Annotated in this window: 15 protein-coding genes and 1 pseudogene; 13 read left to right on the plus strand and 3 right to left on the minus strand. The window is 65.6% G+C overall.

Annotation, left to right across the window (positions count from 1 at the left end; genetic code table 11):
- Nucleotides 1-36: 36 nt before the first annotated feature.
- Nucleotides 37-1167: a TIGR03364 family FAD-dependent oxidoreductase gene (locus HV701_RS07715; RefSeq protein ID WP_175132488.1), complete on the plus strand. Its 1131-nt coding sequence runs from the start codon at nucleotides 37-39 to the stop codon at nucleotides 1165-1167.
- 63 nt (nucleotides 1168-1230) lie between these two features.
- Here the strand turns inward: HV701_RS07715 and HV701_RS07720 are convergent, their stop codons facing one another.
- The 3 genes from HV701_RS07720 to HV701_RS07730 all read right to left on the minus strand — a co-directional run bounded on the left by HV701_RS07720 (nucleotide 1231) and on the right by HV701_RS07730 (nucleotide 4961).
- A complete protein-coding gene (locus tag HV701_RS07720) occupies nucleotides 1231-2379 on the minus strand; it encodes an aromatic ring-hydroxylating oxygenase subunit alpha (protein WP_175132489.1) in 1149 nt (382 codons plus the stop codon).
- Nucleotides 2380-2752: 373 nt separating this feature from the next.
- Entirely contained in the window at nucleotides 2753-3763 is a 1011-nt protein-coding gene (locus tag HV701_RS07725; protein ID WP_175132490.1) for an acyltransferase, read from the minus strand.
- A 229-nt stretch (nucleotides 3764-3992) separates the two neighbouring features.
- The gene (locus HV701_RS07730) at nucleotides 3993-4961 is read right to left on the minus strand and encodes a Bug family tripartite tricarboxylate transporter substrate binding protein (RefSeq protein WP_175132491.1); all 969 of its coding nucleotides are present in this window, start codon (nucleotides 4959-4961) and stop codon (nucleotides 3993-3995) included.
- 177 nt (nucleotides 4962-5138) lie between these two features.
- Between HV701_RS07730 and HV701_RS07735 the strand changes: the two are divergent.
- The 12 genes and pseudogenes from HV701_RS07735 (at nucleotide 5139) to HV701_RS07790 (ending at nucleotide 15274) form a co-directional block, all read left to right on the plus strand.
- Nucleotides 5139-5993: pseudogene (locus tag HV701_RS07735) on the plus strand (IclR family transcriptional regulator).
- Between the two features lie 81 nt (nucleotides 5994-6074).
- Nucleotides 6075-6341 carry an exodeoxyribonuclease VII small subunit gene (locus tag HV701_RS07740; RefSeq protein ID WP_175132492.1) on the plus strand — a complete coding sequence of 89 codons (267 nt, stop codon included), beginning with the start codon at nucleotides 6075-6077 and terminating at the stop codon, nucleotides 6339-6341.
- A gap of 7 nt (nucleotides 6342-6348) precedes the next feature.
- Complete coding sequence (locus HV701_RS07745) at nucleotides 6349-7260, plus strand: polyprenyl synthetase family protein (RefSeq protein WP_175132493.1); 912 nt, start codon at nucleotides 6349-6351, stop codon at nucleotides 7258-7260.
- A gap of 53 nt (nucleotides 7261-7313) precedes the next feature.
- Nucleotides 7314-9176, plus strand: a complete 1863-nt coding sequence (gene dxs, locus HV701_RS07750) for a 1-deoxy-D-xylulose-5-phosphate synthase (RefSeq protein ID WP_175132494.1) — start codon at nucleotides 7314-7316, stop codon at nucleotides 9174-9176.
- A 190-nt stretch (nucleotides 9177-9366) separates the two neighbouring features.
- Nucleotides 9367-10164, plus strand: coding sequence for a GTP cyclohydrolase FolE2 (gene folE2 / locus HV701_RS07755; RefSeq protein ID WP_175132495.1), 798 nt, complete (start codon nucleotides 9367-9369; stop codon nucleotides 10162-10164).
- A gap of 7 nt (nucleotides 10165-10171) precedes the next feature.
- Nucleotides 10172-11086: a DUF817 domain-containing protein gene (locus HV701_RS07760; protein ID WP_175132496.1), complete on the plus strand. Its 915-nt coding sequence runs from the start codon at nucleotides 10172-10174 to the stop codon at nucleotides 11084-11086.
- Between the two features lie 222 nt (nucleotides 11087-11308).
- The gene (gene rpsF / locus HV701_RS07765) at nucleotides 11309-11683 is read left to right on the plus strand and encodes a 30S ribosomal protein S6 (protein ID WP_175132497.1); all 375 of its coding nucleotides are present in this window, start codon (nucleotides 11309-11311) and stop codon (nucleotides 11681-11683) included.
- Nucleotides 11684-11736: 53 nt separating this feature from the next.
- The gene (gene priB / locus HV701_RS07770; RefSeq protein WP_063581871.1) at nucleotides 11737-12060 is read left to right on the plus strand and encodes a primosomal replication protein N; all 324 of its coding nucleotides are present in this window, start codon (nucleotides 11737-11739) and stop codon (nucleotides 12058-12060) included.
- Between the two features lie 108 nt (nucleotides 12061-12168).
- Nucleotides 12169-12441 (plus strand): 30S ribosomal protein S18, encoded by a 273-nt coding sequence (rpsR, locus tag HV701_RS07775; protein ID WP_006218308.1) that lies wholly within the window; start codon nucleotides 12169-12171, stop codon nucleotides 12439-12441.
- A gap of 14 nt (nucleotides 12442-12455) precedes the next feature.
- Nucleotides 12456-12911, plus strand: coding sequence for a 50S ribosomal protein L9 (gene rplI / locus HV701_RS07780; RefSeq protein ID WP_175132498.1), 456 nt, complete (start codon nucleotides 12456-12458; stop codon nucleotides 12909-12911).
- A gap of 144 nt (nucleotides 12912-13055) precedes the next feature.
- Nucleotides 13056-13895: an RIO1 family regulatory kinase/ATPase domain-containing protein gene (locus tag HV701_RS07785; protein ID WP_175132499.1), complete on the plus strand. Its 840-nt coding sequence runs from the start codon at nucleotides 13056-13058 to the stop codon at nucleotides 13893-13895.
- On the plus strand, nucleotides 13892-15274 hold the full coding sequence (locus HV701_RS07790; RefSeq protein ID WP_006388372.1) for a replicative DNA helicase: 1383 nt from the start codon (nucleotides 13892-13894) through the stop codon (nucleotides 15272-15274). The genes HV701_RS07785 and HV701_RS07790 overlap by 4 nt, the downstream gene beginning before the upstream one ends.
- Nucleotides 15275-15296 lie beyond the last annotated feature (22 nt).

Here is a 15296-nt window from a genome sequence, read left to right on the forward strand (position 1 = left end):
GCGCTTCCCGCGCAACCTCTCTGCCTTGTTTCTCAAATGAAAAAATTCGACGTAGTCGTGGTCGGCGCCGGCATGCTCGGCATCGCCCACGCCTGGGCCGCCGCCAAGCGCGGCCTGTCCGTGGCCGTGATCGAACGCAGCCGCCAGGCGCACGGCGCGACCATTCGCAACTTCGGCCAGGTGATCGTCACCGGCCAGGCGCCCGGCATGATGCTGTCGCACGCCCAGCAGGCGCGCGAACTATGGCTGGACCTGGCATCCAAGGCCGGCTTCCACGTGCGCGCCAATGGCGCGCTGGTGCTGGCGCGCGACACCGGCGAGGCCGATGTGCTGGAAGAGTTCGCCCAGACCCGCCTGCAACAGGAAGGCTATCGCGCCGAGCTGCTGTCGGGTCGCGACGTGGCGAAACTCTACGACGGCCGGCTGGCGCATCACTGCGCCGCGCTGCGCGGGCTGGACGACCTGCAGATCTACTCGCGCGAAGCGCTGCCGGCCATTACGCGCTACCTGGCCGAATCGCTGGGCGTCGAGTTCATCACCGGCACGCTGGCGCGTGCCGTCGAACAGGGCCAGGTCGCGACAACCGCGGGCGACTTTGCCGCTGCGCATGCTTTCGTCTGCCCTGGCCACGATTACCTGACGCTGCTGCCCGAACAGTTCGCGCCGCTGAACCTGGAGGTGACGCGTCTGCAGATGTTGCGCGCGGCTTTCGAGACGCGGCCAATGGCGCTGGACCGTCCGCTGCTGACCGGCCTGTCCTGCGTGCACTATGGCGCCTTCTCGGATTTGCCCTCGGCATTGGCGCTGCGCGAGCAGATCCAGGCGCGTACGCCGATGCTGCTGGAAAACGGCATCCATCTGCTGGTCAGCCCCACGCCCTACGGCGAACTGATCATTGGCGACTCGCACCGTTATGGCCAGGATGCCTTCCCGTTCAACGACGAGTCCGTCGACAATGCCATGCTGGACCTGGCGTCGCAGGCGCTGGGCGCGCGGCTGCGGGTGCTGGAGCGCTGGCAGGGCGTCTACGGCACGCACGGCCCGGCGCCGTTCTCGGTGCTGCCGGTGGATGCCGCGACTACCGTGGCGGTGATGCACTCGGGCGTGGGCATGACGGTCGGGCTGGCCATCGGCGAACGCACGGTCGCTGGCGCACTGGGCCGCTGATCCGCGGCAAGCCAAAGGAAAAGGGCTCGCGATCGCGAGCCCTTTTTCATGCGTGCCGTGGCCTCAGAGCCGCTCCTGCATGATGCGGCGATACCACTCGTGGAAGTGCTGCATGCCGTCTTCCATGGGCGACTGGTACGGGCCGGTCTCGTTCACGCCGCGCAGCATCAGGGCCTTGCGGCCGGCGTCCATGCGCTCGGCGATCTCGTCGTCCTCGATCGCCGTCTCCATGTAGGCCGCGCGCTGCGCCTCGACGAATTCGCGCTCGAAGGCGGCGATTTCCTCGGGGTAGTAGAACTCGACCACGTTGACGGTTTCCTGCGGGCTCTTCGGGTACAGCGTCGACAGCACCAGCACGTGCGGATACAGCTCGATCATGTGGGTCGGGAAATACGTGACCCAGACCGCGCCGAAATCCGGCGCGTCGCCCTCGCGGAACGACAGCAGGCGGTCGTGCCATTGCTTGTAGACGTCCGAACCCGGCTGCGCCAGCGCGTTGTGCACGCCAACCTTCTGCAGGCTGTACCAGTCGTTGAATTCCCAGGTCAGGTCGTCGCAGGTGACGAAGCGGCCCAGGCCGGGGTGGAACGGGCCGACGTGGTAGTCCTCCAGATACACCTCGATGAAGGTCTTCCAGTTGTAGTTGCACTGGTGCACTTCGACATGGTCCAGCACGTAGTCGCCGAAGTCGAACTCGGGCCGCGCGAACAGCGGCGCCATGTCGGCGGCCGGGTCGCGCGGGCCTTCGAACAGCAGGCCGTGGCAATCGCGCAGGCGGAACTTCTGCAGGTTCATGCAGGGCGTGGTGTCGAATTGCGGCGCGCCCAGCAGCTCACCCTGGTTGTTGTAGGTCCAGCGGTGCAGCGGGCAGACGATGTTGCCGCCGGTAGCCTTGAGGCTGCCGTGCGAATTGCAATGACCGGTGACATCACCGGCTTCCCCGCCCAGCATCAATGCCTGGCGGTGGCGGCAGACATTTGAGATGAGTTCAACGCCCTGCTGGTTGCGAACCAGCACGCGCCCTCCATTTTCCTGGGCCAAGGTGCGCCAATCCCCGACCTCGGGCACCAGTTTCTGGTGGCCGACGTACAACGAGGATTGCTTGAAAATGAGTTCTTGCTCGCGGGCAAAGAGGGCTTCGTCAAAGTAAGCACTGACGGGTAGCTGGGTGCGAGCTGGCACAACATGTGCCATCCGACCGATGTCGGTCATGATTCCCTCCGCTCGGATGAAAATTTCCCCCAACGCCGCGCCCACTGCGTACTACGTACCCGGTGGGCTCACTGCCCTCAATGGGGGCCTCTTTCTGGGGCGGCCCGGCGTTAAAAAGCCAGGACGGCTTGAGCTTCGCCATCTTCCTGCCGCTTGGACGGTTTGCGATGCCGTTTGCAATGCGGTTTGCAGAAAAAGGGCTAAATCCGTTCTGGCGCGAAGAAAAATCGGTGTATGGCCGATCAAGTAAGCCGTCAATTGTACCCCAACCCTTTTCCCCACGCCCGTGAAGATCGGTGAAGCTTAGTGAAGATGCGGCCGGGGTGGTTTGACCCCGCGCAAAAGCGGAATAACCTTGCGCGCCGTAGGTTTTTCAGACCAGCCTGCGGGTGGCGGGATGGCGCCGCAACAGCCAGCTGCTGGCCGCGGACAGGGCGAACACCGCCACGGTCAGCAGTGGCACGATCCAGGCATCGCGCCGCTCACCGGTGAGCGCGCCAGCGCGGTGCGCCAGATCCAGGAACAAGGGGTGGATCAGATAAACCCCGAAGGTCAGCGGCGCCAGCGCAGCCAGGCGTGGCAGGCGCGGCGATGCGACGATGCACTGGAACGCCGCCAACGACATGAACGGCACGGTCAGGCTGAAATAGTCGTAGAAATACGTGTCCAGCGTCCGGTTGCTGGACAGGGTGTACACGCCCAGGGCCGTGGCCGCCACGCTGGCGCACAGTACCAGGGCAGGGCGTGGCACGCGCAATTCGCCATCGAAGATCTGGCGGCCCGCGACGAAATAGCCCAGGTAGGGCAGGAACCAGGTCAGGAAGAAACCGGGCTGCGCGCCCAGGGCGCGGCGATAGAGCGCATCCAGGATGGCCAGGCCCAGGATGCCCACGACCCATAGCGAGCGTGAGCGCGGCGTGCTGCGCGCATACAGCCGCCGCACCAGCGGCGCGAACAGGTACAGCCCCACGATCATGTAGAGGTACCAGAGGTGGTAATAGGGTTCGCCCTGGGCGACCTTGCGCGGCCAGAAGGAAAAATCGACGTGGCCGTCGTCCCACCAGTCCAGGCCGGTACGCCAGGCCAGGTAGAACAGGCTCCAGAACACCAGCGGCGTCAGGATTCGCGCCACCCGCTTGCTGTAGAAGCGGCGCGCGTCCTGCGGCTTGGCGGGATCGAGCAGCAGGGCGCCGCTGACCATCACGAACACCGGCACGCACCAGCGCGCGGCCGAATCATAGAGATTGGCGGCCAGCCAGGCGCCATTGCCGTACGCCGCCGGTTCACTGACGATCAGGGCGGCGCTGTGCAGCAGCACCACTGCCGCGGCGGCAAGCCAGCGGGCGGCATCCAGGCGGGCGTAGCGGTCATCGGTCAATGGCATCGGACTCCCGGAGACAAGTGGGGCGGGGCAGGGCACAACGGCCCGTCCTCGCTTTTCACCTTAGCAGCCAAGGCGGCGCGGGTACTGTATCCAGGGGTTAGGTTGCGCATGAAAAACCGACAGGGCCGCGCGGGCGCTGTCGGTCTGGGGCTACCGATGCCGGTTCGCGGGGCGCTGCGGTTTTCGCAAACGCCTACGCGAACCTTTTGTCACGAAATGGCGGTGCCCATCATTGCAGCACGATATTGGCCTGTTTGATCAGCTGCGACACGATGGGTTGTTCGTTCTTGATCTGCTGGGCCAATTCGGTGGCGCTGCCGGTGCGCGGGTCGATACCCATATCCAGCATGCGTTTTTTCACCGCGTCATCCTTGAGCGTTTCGGCCAGGGCGGCCTGCAGCTTGTCCAGCACCGGCGCGGGCGTGCCCTTGGGGGCGACGAAACTGAACCAGGCCGTCATGTCGAAGCCCGCATAACCCTGCTCGGCCAGCGTCGGCAGCGTCGACTCGGTGGCCAGGCGCGTGGGGCTGGTGATGCCGAACACTTTGACCTTGCCGGCCTTCGCCTGCGGCATGCCGGTGGCGACCATGTCGAAGAACAGGTCCACGTCGCCGCTGATCAGGGCCGGCAGGGCCTGGGTCGCGCCCTTGAACGGCACATGCAGGATGTCGATGCCCGCGCGCTCCTTGAACAATTCACCGGCCAGGTGCGAGGATGTGCCGGGGCCGAAGGTGGCGAAGGTCAGTTTGCCCGGGTGCTGCTTGGCGTAGGCGACCACGTCGGCGGTGCTGTTGAAGGGCTGCTTGGGACTGGACAGCAATACCAGCGGGCCCACACCCACCATGCCGATCGGCGCGAAGCCGTCGGGGTCGTAGGGCAGTTCCTTGTACAGATAGCGGTTGGTCACCAGGGTGGAGTTGGTGGCCATCAGGATGGTGTAGCCGTCGGGCGCCTCGCGGGAGACAAAGGCGGCGCCGATCGAGGTGCCGGCGCCGGCCTTGTTCTCGACAATCATGGGCTGGCCCAGCGTCTTGGCCATGCGTTCGGCCAGCAGGCGGGTCAGCACGTCGGTGGCGCCGCCGGCCGGGAACGGCGACACGACCTTGATCGGGCGTGACGGGTAAGTGTCGGCCTGGGCGCCCAGGGCGGCGATGCCCAGCAGCAGGCCAGCCAGAAATTTGTAGCGTTTGCGAATCATGTTTTCCCCTTGGAATCGCGTGCGTGAGTGGAACCGTCGGGCCTGGCTTGGCCGTGGCCGGGACCCGCGGGGCGGGGCGGCGTAGGGCTTGCCAGGTCTCCTTGCATGTTTTAAATTCCGTAAAATGGAATTTAGTTTTGTTATTCGAAATAAACTATAAAAACGAAGCGAATAGAAATGCAATCTTTTTCTGACGCCAAGCGCAGGCCGCATCCCGCCGCCAAACCCGACCAGAAGCTGGAGTTGAGCGCCCCGGCACGCCGCAAACGAGCCGGGGCGGTGGGCGAGGGGCCGGTATCTCCCGACTTCATCACGGCGCTGGCGCGCGGCCTGGAAGTGCTGCGTTGCTTCCGGCCGGGGGTGGCCGCGCTGGGCAACCTGGACCTGGCGCGCCTGACCAGCCTGCCCAAGCCCACCATCAGCCGCATTACCTATACCCTGACCGAGCTGGGCTACCTGCGCTACCACCCGGACACCGGCAAGTACTCGCCGGGATATGGGGTGCTGGCGCTGGGGTTCGGCCTGCTGGCAGGGCTCGAGGTGCGCGAACTGGCCAAGGCCTCGATGAGCGAGTTGGCGCGCGAGACCGGCGGCGCGGTGGCGCTGGGCGCATTCGACGGCGACGCCATGACATATGTCGAGGCCATCCACGGCTCGTCCGCCCTGTATCTGCGGCTGCCGGTCGGCTACCGCGCCAGCCTCGACAGCGCCATGGGCCGCGCCTATCTCGCCAGCCTGCCGCCGACGGCCTGCGCCGAGGTGCTGGAACGGCTGGGAGCGGCCGCGCCTTCGCCGCTGGCGATCGAGCGCGCCCGTGCCGAGTTGCGCGACACCGGCTGCTGCTTTGCCATCGGCGAATGGTAGTCCGGCATCAACGCCGTGGCGGTGCCGTTCGTGTCCGTGACGGGCGAGGGAGTGTTTGTCATGAGCTGCGGCGGGCCGGAAGGCCTGCTGCCCGACACCCGTCTGCGCAGCCAGGTGGCTCCCGCGTTGCGGGCCGCCATCGCGGGGCTGGCGGGCACGCCTGCCTGAGACCGGCGGCGCGGCGGGCCAAGGGCTGGTATCTCGTACAATTCACGGATTGATCCAACCCTAGCGCCCTCGGAGACCCGTTTGGCCAAACCTTCGCAAGCCGATCCGCAGACCGGCGACCAGCCCTTGCCCCAGGATTTCGAAACGGCTCTGGCCGAGCTGGAATCGCTGGTCGCGGCCATGGAAGACGGTTCGCTGCCGCTCGAGCAATCGCTGGCCGCCTACCGGCGCGGCGTGGCCTTGACGCGTGTCTGCCAGGAGCGGCTGGCCCAGGCCGAACAGCAGGTCAAGGTCCTCGAAGGGGACTTGCTGCGCCCGCTGGATCCTGCGGCGCTGGATGACGAATAAGAATCGGATGAAGCAAATTCAACTCGCTTTCCCGGAGTGGTTGCATGGCCGTGTGCGGCATGTCGAAGACGTGCTCGACGACCTCCTGCCCGCCGCCGACGCCGTGCCCGCCCGCCTGCATGAAGCCATGCGCTACGCCGTGCTCGGCGGCGGCAAGCGGGTGCGGGCCGCGCTGGTCTATGCCGCCGGCCAAGCCTGCCCGGTCAGCGGCAGCGTGCTGGCCGTCGAGGCCTCACTGGACCGCGCCGCCGCCGCGGTGGAGCTGATCCACGCCTACTCGCTGGTGCATGACGACCTGCCCTGCATGGACGATGACGTCCTGCGCCGCGGCCGGCCCACCACCCACGTGCAATTCGACGAAGCCACCGCCATGCTGGCCGGCGACGCGCTGCAGCCGCTGGCCTTCGAACTGCTGGCCTCCATGCCCATCGCCCCCGCCTTGATCGTGCAGGCCACGCAGGCGCTGGCGCGCGCCGCGGGCAGCCAGGGCATGGCCGGCGGCCAGGCCATCGACCTGCTCAGCGTCGGCCACCGACTGTCGCGCGACGAACTGCAACAGATGCACAGCATGAAGACCGGCGCCATGCTGGCCTGCAGTGTGGCGCTGGGCGGTATCGTCGCCGGCGCCAGCTCGGCCTCGCGCCAGGCGCTGGATGTGTACGCCCAGGCCATGGGCCTGGCGTTCCAGGTGGTGGACGACATCCTCGACGTGACCGCCGATTCCGCCAGCCTGGGCAAGACGCCGGGCAAGGACGCGGCCGAGAACAAGCCGACCTATGTTTCGCTGCTGGGCCTGGACGAGGCCCGCGCTTTCGCCGGTGAACTGCGCGAGGCCGCGCTGGCCGCGCTCGAGCCGTTGGGCGATGCCGGCAAGCGCCTGGCCGAACTGGCTGATTTCATCGTCCTTCGAGACCGCTGAACCGTGACCCGTCCGGGCTGGCTGCAGGCCGGGCATACGAACCCCATACAAGCATGACGACAGAATTACTGGACCGCATCCAATCCCCGGCAGACCTCAAGCGCCTGGATCGTCGCGAGCTCAAGCGGCTGGCCGATGAATTGCGCGGCTTCGTTCTGGAGTCGGTCTCCAAGACCGGCGGCCACCTGTCGTCCAACCTGGGCACGGTGGAACTGACGCTGGCCCTGCACCAGGTCTTCGATACGCCACACGACCGCATCGTCTGGGACGTGGGTCACCAGTCCTATCCCCACAAGATCTTGACCGGACGCCGCGCCGGCATGGCCAAGCTGCGCCAGCAGGGGGGCATCTCGGGCTTTCCCAAGCGCAGCGAATCCGAATACGACGCCTTCGGCACCGCGCACTCGTCCACCTCGATTTCGGCCGCGCTGGGCATGGCGGTGGCTTCGCGCAACGCCGGCGTGCAGCGCCAGCACATCGCTGTCATCGGCGACGGCGCGATGTCGGCCGGCATGGCGTTCGAAGCCATGAACAACGCCGGCGTCACCGCCAACATCAACCTGCTGGTGATCCTGAACGACAACGACATGTCGATCTCGCCGCCGGTGGGGGCGCTGAACCGCTACCTGGCGCGCCTGATGTCCGGCCGTTTCTATGCCGCCGCCAAGAACGTCGGCCGCGCCGTGCTGCAGCACGTGCCGCCGGTGCTGGAACTGGCGCGCCGCTTCGAGGAACACGCCAAGGGCATGGTCACGCCGGCCACCCTGTTCGAGGAATTCGGCTTCAACTACGTCGGCCCGATCGACGGCCACGACCTCGACGCGCTGGTGCCGACGCTGCAGAACCTGAAGGCGCTGCAAGGCCTGCAGTTCCTGCACGTGGTCACCAAGAAAGGGCAGGGCTACAAGCTGGCCGAGGCCGATCCGGTGCTGTATCACGGCCCCGGCAAGTTCGACCCCGCCGTCGGCATCCAGCAATCGAAGGCGCCGGGCAAGCGCACCTTCACGCAGGTGTTCAGCGACTGGCTGTGCGACATGGGCGAGCAGGATTCGCGCCTGGTCGCCGTCACCCCCGCCATGCGCGAGGGCAGCGGCCTGGTCGAATTCGAGAAGCGTTTCCCGCAGCGCTACTTCGACGTCGGCATCGCCGAACAGCACGCCGTGACCTTCGCCGGCGGTATCGCCTGCGAAGCGCAGAAGCCGGTGCTGGCGATTTACTCGACCTTCCTGCAGCGCGGCTACGATCAACTGATCCACGATGTGGCATTGCAGAACCTGGACGTCACCTTCGCGCTCGACCGCGCCGGCATCGTCGGCGCCGACGGCGCCACCCATGCCGGCAACTACGACACGGCTTTCCTGCGCTGCGTGCCCAACATGGTGGTGGCGACGCCGTCGGACGAAAACGAAGCCCGCCTGCTGTTGTCCACCTGTTATCAGTATCCCGGCCCGGCCTCGGTGCGCTATCCGCGCGGCGCGGGCTGCGGCGCGGCGGAAACGGCCGGCCTGGATACGGTCGAGCTGGGCCGCGGCGTGGTGCGGCGCGAAGGCCGCAGGATCGCCATCCTGGCTTTCGGCACGCTGTTGCAGCCGGCGCTGGCGGCGGCGGAAAAACTGGACGCCACGGTGGCCGACATGCGCTTCGTCAAGCCGATCGACCGCGCCCTGATCCTGGATCTGGCCAGCCGCCACGATGCGCTGGTGACGATCGAGGACGCCGCCATCATGGGCGGCGCCGGCAGCGCCGTGCTGGAAGTGCTGGCCGCCGAAGGCGTCTCCATCCCGGTGCTGCAGTTGGGATTTCCCGACGAGTTCATCGACCACGGCGACCAGTTGGCGCTGCTGGCCGGGATCGGCCTGGATGCCGCTGGCATCGAGCAATCGATCCGCACCCGCTACACCTCGCTGCTGGCCTGATTGCTTGCATCCACGGACCGGACCTTGGGTTTGGTCCCTGGGGCGAAACAGTGTGTTCCGGCCCCGCCAGCCTACGAATGAAAGGGTTTTCCCTGGCGCTGGCGGGAGTTTGGGCGATAATGGCCCCCTCCTAAAGATTCCTGGGTCTGCGTGTTCACGCCACGCTCGTCGCCCAGACTGGTAAGCCGAAATGAATTCTCCGATCGACCCCGCCATCGTGATGCCTGACGTCCAGAGCTCGACGGACACGCGGCACATCCCGATCCAGCGCGTGGGCATCCGTGGCGTGCGCCACCCCATGCTCATCGAGAACGCCGACGGTACGCCCCAGGGCACCGTGGCCAACTGGACCCTGACGGTGGCGCTGCCCCCCGAAGAAAAGGGGACGCACATGTCCCGCTTCGTGGCGCTGTTGGAAAAATACCGCAGCACCCCTATGACGCCGACGCTGTTCCGCGCCATGGCGGCTGACATGCTGCCGCTGCTGCACGCCGAGCGCGGCGACATCACCGCGGCCTTCCCGTACTTCATCAACAAGTCGGCGCCGATCTCCGGCGTGCAGAGCCTGCTGGACTACGAAGTGCAGTGGATCGCCCGCGCCCAGGGCGACCGGGTCGAGTTCGAACTGGTGGTGCAGGTGCCGGTGACCAGCCTGTGCCCGTGTTCCAAGGCCATCTCCGAATACGGCGCGCACAACCAGCGTTCGCACGTGACGGTGTCGGCGATCCTGGAATCCGACATCGGCATGGATGGCGTCATCCGCCTGATCGAAGACGAAGGCTCGTGTGAGCTCTGGGGCCTGCTCAAGCGCCCCGACGAGAAATTCGTCACCGAACGCGCTTACGACAATCCCAAGTTCGTCGAGGATCTGGTGCGCGACGTGGCCGCCCGCCTGAACGCGCATCCCGGCATCGCCCGCTATCGCGTCGAGGCCGAGAACTTCGAATCGATCCACAACCACTCGGCCTACGCCGTGGTGGAAGGCTGAGTCCTCCGTGCGGCATCCGGCGGCCAATGACTGGCCGCTCATCGCGCGCCTGCAAGGCTGGGAAGCGCGGCTGGCCGATCATCTGGCCGGCCGTGGTCGTTTGGGCGTGGCGCTCTACGAGTTCTTCCGCTTTGGCGTGAAGCAGGCCTGGGCCTGCCTGTTCGGCGGCCTGATGTGCGCGCTGTTGCTGGCCACGCATTGGTGGTATCCGCAAGATGCCTGGCTGGCGCGTTACGACTTCCTGACGTTGGCGGCGCTCGCCATCCAGGCCGCGCTGCTGGCGTTGCGCATGGAAACCTGGAACGAGGCCAAGGTCATCCTGATGTTCCATGTGGTCGGCACCGGCATGGAGCTGTTCAAGACGGCGGCCGGCTCCTGGATCTACCCCGAGGCCAGCGTGTTGCGCATCGGCGGCGTGCCGCTTTTCACCGGCTTCATGTACGCGGCGGTCGGCAGTTACCTGGCGCGGGTCTGGCGCCTGTTCGATTTCCGCTTCCGCGCCCACCCGCCGCTGGCCGCGACCGTGGCCTTGTCGGTGCTGATCTACGTGAATTTCTTCACGCACCATTTCATCGCCGACTTCCGCCTGGTGCTGTTCGGCCTGACGGCGCTGCTGTTCGCCCGTACCTGGGTCTACTTCCGCATCTGGCGCGACTACCGCCGCATGCCGCTGCTGCTGGGATTCGTGCTGGTGGCGCTGTTCATCTGGTTCGCCGAGAACATCGGCACCTTCGCCAACGCCTGGCGCTATCCCAATCAGGCGCACGGCTGGGAACTGGTGTCGATCGCCAAGCTGGGGTCGTGGTTCCTGTTGATGATCATCAGCTACGTAATGGTCAGCGTGGTCAGTCGGCCGCAGCCGATCGATGTTGCGGATGCGCCGCGCCCGGTGGGGGCGAACAACGCGTCCCCGGTTTCCTGAGCGCCGCTGGCTTGCGTCCAGCGATCCTATCGGCGATAATCGAGGGCTTTCTTGCTCGACCGCCCATGTTTTTTGGGCAGCGGGCTGCCCCTTGCTAGCCATACGCCTCGAAGAAAAAGACCAGTGATAGAGAAAGCACTGGAAAGCCGGAACAGCCGTGAAAACGGGTTGATGACGGTGTCAGGCGGACTGCCGGCAAGACATCCTCAAGGAGTTTTACTCATGCGTCACTACGAAGTGGTGTTTATCGTTCACCCCGACCAAAGCGAGCAAGTGCCCGCCATGGTCGAGCGTTACCAAGCGCTGGTCACGGGCCAAGGCGGCTCGGTGCACCGCCTGGAAGACTGGGGCCGCCGTCAACTGGCCTACCCGATCCAGAAGCTCGTCAAGGCTCACTACGTCTGCCTGAACATCGAGTGCGGCCAAGCCACGCTGGATGAACTGGAACACTCGTTCCGCTACAACGACGCCGTGCTGCGCCACCTGGTCATCAAGACCAAGAAGGCCCAGACCGCTCCCTCGATCATGATGAAGTCGGTCGAACGCGAAGAAGCCCGCAAGGCTTCGGCCGAAGCTGTCGCGGCCCCGGCCGAGTAAGCAGGGCTCACGCGAGTAGCCCATCCCATGAAGTCCCCTCGGTGCCTGGCAGGATGAACAAGCTGGAACTCAGCGCCCGCGTTCTCGAATGCGAGCCTTTGCGCCACACGCCTGCCGGTTTGCCAGCCCTGGAAATGGTGCTGGCGCACGAATCTGAGGTCATCGAAGCCGGCCATCCGCGCCGTGTCGAACTGACGATCTCGGCCGTGGCACTGGGCGATCTGGCGTTGCTGTTGCAAGGAACGGCGCTGGGGTCCGAATTGCACGTGCAGGGGTTTCTGGCCCCGGTGCGCAAGGACTCGGTGAAGTTCAAGCTGCATCTGCAGCAGGCGCGTCGGATCAGCGGCAGCGCAGGGCGCGATCCGCTGGTGGCTTGACGGGAAAAGGGCAAGGGGCGCGTAAGCGCCGTCGGAATACGGATAGGTTATGGGGAGTCGGGCCCGATCAAGGCTGACCCGGTCCCCTCAAACATAGAGGCACATATCATGGCTTTCTTCGGAAAACGCAAGGAAAAACGCAAATTCACGCAGCAGAACCCGCTCTTCAAGCGTCGTAAGTTCTGCCGCTTCACCGCCGCCGGCGTCGAAGAGATCGACTACAAGGATCTCGACACCCTGCGCGACTTCGTGCAAGAAAACGGCAAGATCATCCCGGCTCGTCTGACCGGCACCAAGGCAATCTACCAGCGCCAGCTGGACACCGCCATCAAGCGCGCGCGCTTCCTGGCCCTGTTGCCTTACACCGACAACCACAACTAATCCGGGGCACTGAAATGCAAGTTATTCTGCTCGAAAAAGTCGTCAACCTGGGTAACCTCGGCGAAGTCGTCCGCGTGCGTGATGGCTACGCCCGCAACTTCCTGATTCCCCAGAAGAAGGCCCGTCGCGCAACCGACGCCGCCCTGAAGGAATTCGAAGCGCGCCGCGCCGAACTGGAAAAGATCCAGGCCGAGAAGCTGGCCGCCGCCCAGGCCTTGGGTGAGCGCGTCAACGGCTACCAGCTGAAGATCGTCCAGAAGGCTGGCGTCGACGGCCGCCTGTTCGGCTCGGTGACCAACGCCGACATCGCCGAAGGTCTGAAAAAGGCCGGTTTCGAAGGCATCGAAAAGGCCCAGGTGCGCATGGCCAATGGCCAACTGAAGGCCGTCGGCGAGTACCCGGTGCAGGTTGCCCTGCACGCCGACGTCCTCGTCGACGTCACCGTGCTGGTCGAAGGCGAACTGTCGTAAGCCTGACCCCGCGGTAGAAAAAAGCCGGCCCGCGTGCCGGCTTTTTTCTTTACGCCGGTTTTTCTTCGCGTTACCCCGCCGCCATTTGCGTGTAGTCTTGCGGGCTGCACGCCTGTATCACACGTTGTTTCCTCCGAGGACCTCTTGACCCAGCCGCCCGTCCACCACAACGCCCCCGCCGGATTGCGCGCCTGGCTCGACAGCCTGGACGCCGACCGCGAGCCGTCGGTGCGCGATGCGACCATCGATGGCGTGCGCTGCATTATCAAGCGCCGGCGCCCGGGCCTGGCCAGTGGCGTGAGCTACGTGCTGCGTTATGCGCGCGCGTTGTTCCTGGGGCTGGGCTGCAAGCTGTTCCTGGGGGAATTTCCGCGGCCTGGCATCCTGCTGCGCAATGGGCTCGAACACGAGGCCCGGCGCCTGCGGCAACTGCTGCAGGCGGGTTGCCGCGTGCCCGAGGTCTGGTGGCAGGAAGACGGATTGCTGGTGCTGGAGTTCGTCGGCGAGGATCTGGCCGATTTGATCCGCAACGAAGACAACACCTCGCGCCTGTGGCTGACGCGCGCGGCCGCGACCGATCTGGCCGACTTCCACGGCCGCGGGCTGTGGCACGGCGGCGCCCAGATTCGCAACATCACCTTGCAAAATGGCGAGTTGTGGCGCATCGACTTCGAGGAAAACATCGGCTCGACCCTGTCGCGCCCGTTGGCCCAGGCCTACGACCTGTTCCAGATGCTGGCCTCGCTGGCGTCCTTGCGCAAGTTGCCCGATGAGGTCGGCCGTGCCTTGGGTAAACTGGCGCTCGAGGTCTATTTCGAGTGCAATCCCGACCCCGAGGTCAAGGCGCGCTTGCGCCGCCTGGCCCGGCTGCTGTCTTTCATCGCCACGCCGCTGCGGCCGCTTTTGGGCCGTCTGCCGTCACGCGATGTGCAGGGTTTCTTCCGCGTTGCGGATATCCTGCAGCCGTTACTATTGAAGCCATGAATACTCCTGCCGATTCCCAGCTCGAATACCTGCGCGTTCCTCCCCATTCCATTGAGGCGGAACAATCGGTGCTGGGGGGCCTGCTGCTCGACAACGCCGCCTGGGACCGCATTGCCGACGTGCTGGTCGAAGAAGACTTCTATCGCCACGACCACCGGCTGATCTGGCACCACATTGCCCGGCTGATCGGCCTGGCCCGTCCGGCCGACGTCATTACCGTCCACGAATCGCTGGTCAGCGCCGGCAAGGCCGAGGACGCCGGCGGCTTGGCCTACCTGAACGCGCTGGCTCATAACACGCCGTCGGCCGCCAACATCCGCCGCTACGGCGAGATCGTGCGCGAGCGCGCCATGCTGCGCAAGCTGGTGTCGATCGCCGACGAGATCTCCTCGGCCGCCATGAATCCGCAGGGCAAGGAAGCGCGCCAGTTGCTGGACGAGGCCGAGTCCAAGGTGTTCCAGATCGCCCAGGAAGGCGCGCGCGGCGCCGCCGGCTTCCAGGAGATCCAGCCGCTGCTGACACAGGTGGTGGAACGCATCGACGAGCTCTACCACCGCGAAAGCACCTCCGATGTGACCGGCGTGCCCACTGGCTTTACCGATCTCGACAAGATGACTTCGGGCATGCAAGGCGGCGACCTGATCATCGTGGCCGGCCGCCCGTCCATGGGCAAGACCTCGTTCTCGATGAACATCGGCGAACACGTGGCTATCGAGGAAGGCCTGCCGGTGGCAGTGTTCTCGATGGAAATGGGCGCGGTGCAATTGGCCATGCGTATGCTGGGTTCGGTCGGCCTGCTGGACCAGCACCGCATGCGCACCGGCAAGCTGATCGCCGAGGACTGGCCGCGCGTGACCCACGCGGTGCAGCTGATGCAGGACGCGCAGGTCTACATCGACGAATCGCCTGCCCTCAGCCCGATGGAAGTGCGCGCCCGCGCGCGCCGCCTGGCGCGTCAGTGCGGCCAGCTCGGCCTGATCATCATCGACTACCTGCAGTTGATGTCGGGCAACGGCTCGGGCGAGAACCGCGCCACCGAAGTGTCGGAAATCAGCCGTTCGCTCAAGGGCCTGGCCAAGGAGCTGAACTGTCCGCTTATCGCGCTGTCGCAGCTGAACCGCAGCCTGGAGCAGCGTCCCAACAAGCGCCCCGTGATGAGCGACCTGCGCGAATCGGGCGCCATCGAACAGGACGCCGACGTGATCCTGTTCATCTACCGCGACGAGGTCTACAACCCCGATTCGCCGGACAAGGGCACCGCCGAGATCATCATCGGCAAGCAGCGTAACGGCCCGATCGGCACGGTGCGCCTGACCTTCCAGGGTTCGAGCACGCGCTTCCTGAACTTCTCTGGCGCGCAGCCGCGCGACATGTACTGAGGTGTGCCGCCCACAAAAAACG

Origin of the sequence: Achromobacter pulmonis, from assembly GCF_902859765.1 — a bacterium.
In the GTDB taxonomy this organism is placed as follows: Bacteria; Pseudomonadota; Gammaproteobacteria; order Burkholderiales; family Burkholderiaceae_B; genus Achromobacter; species Achromobacter pulmonis.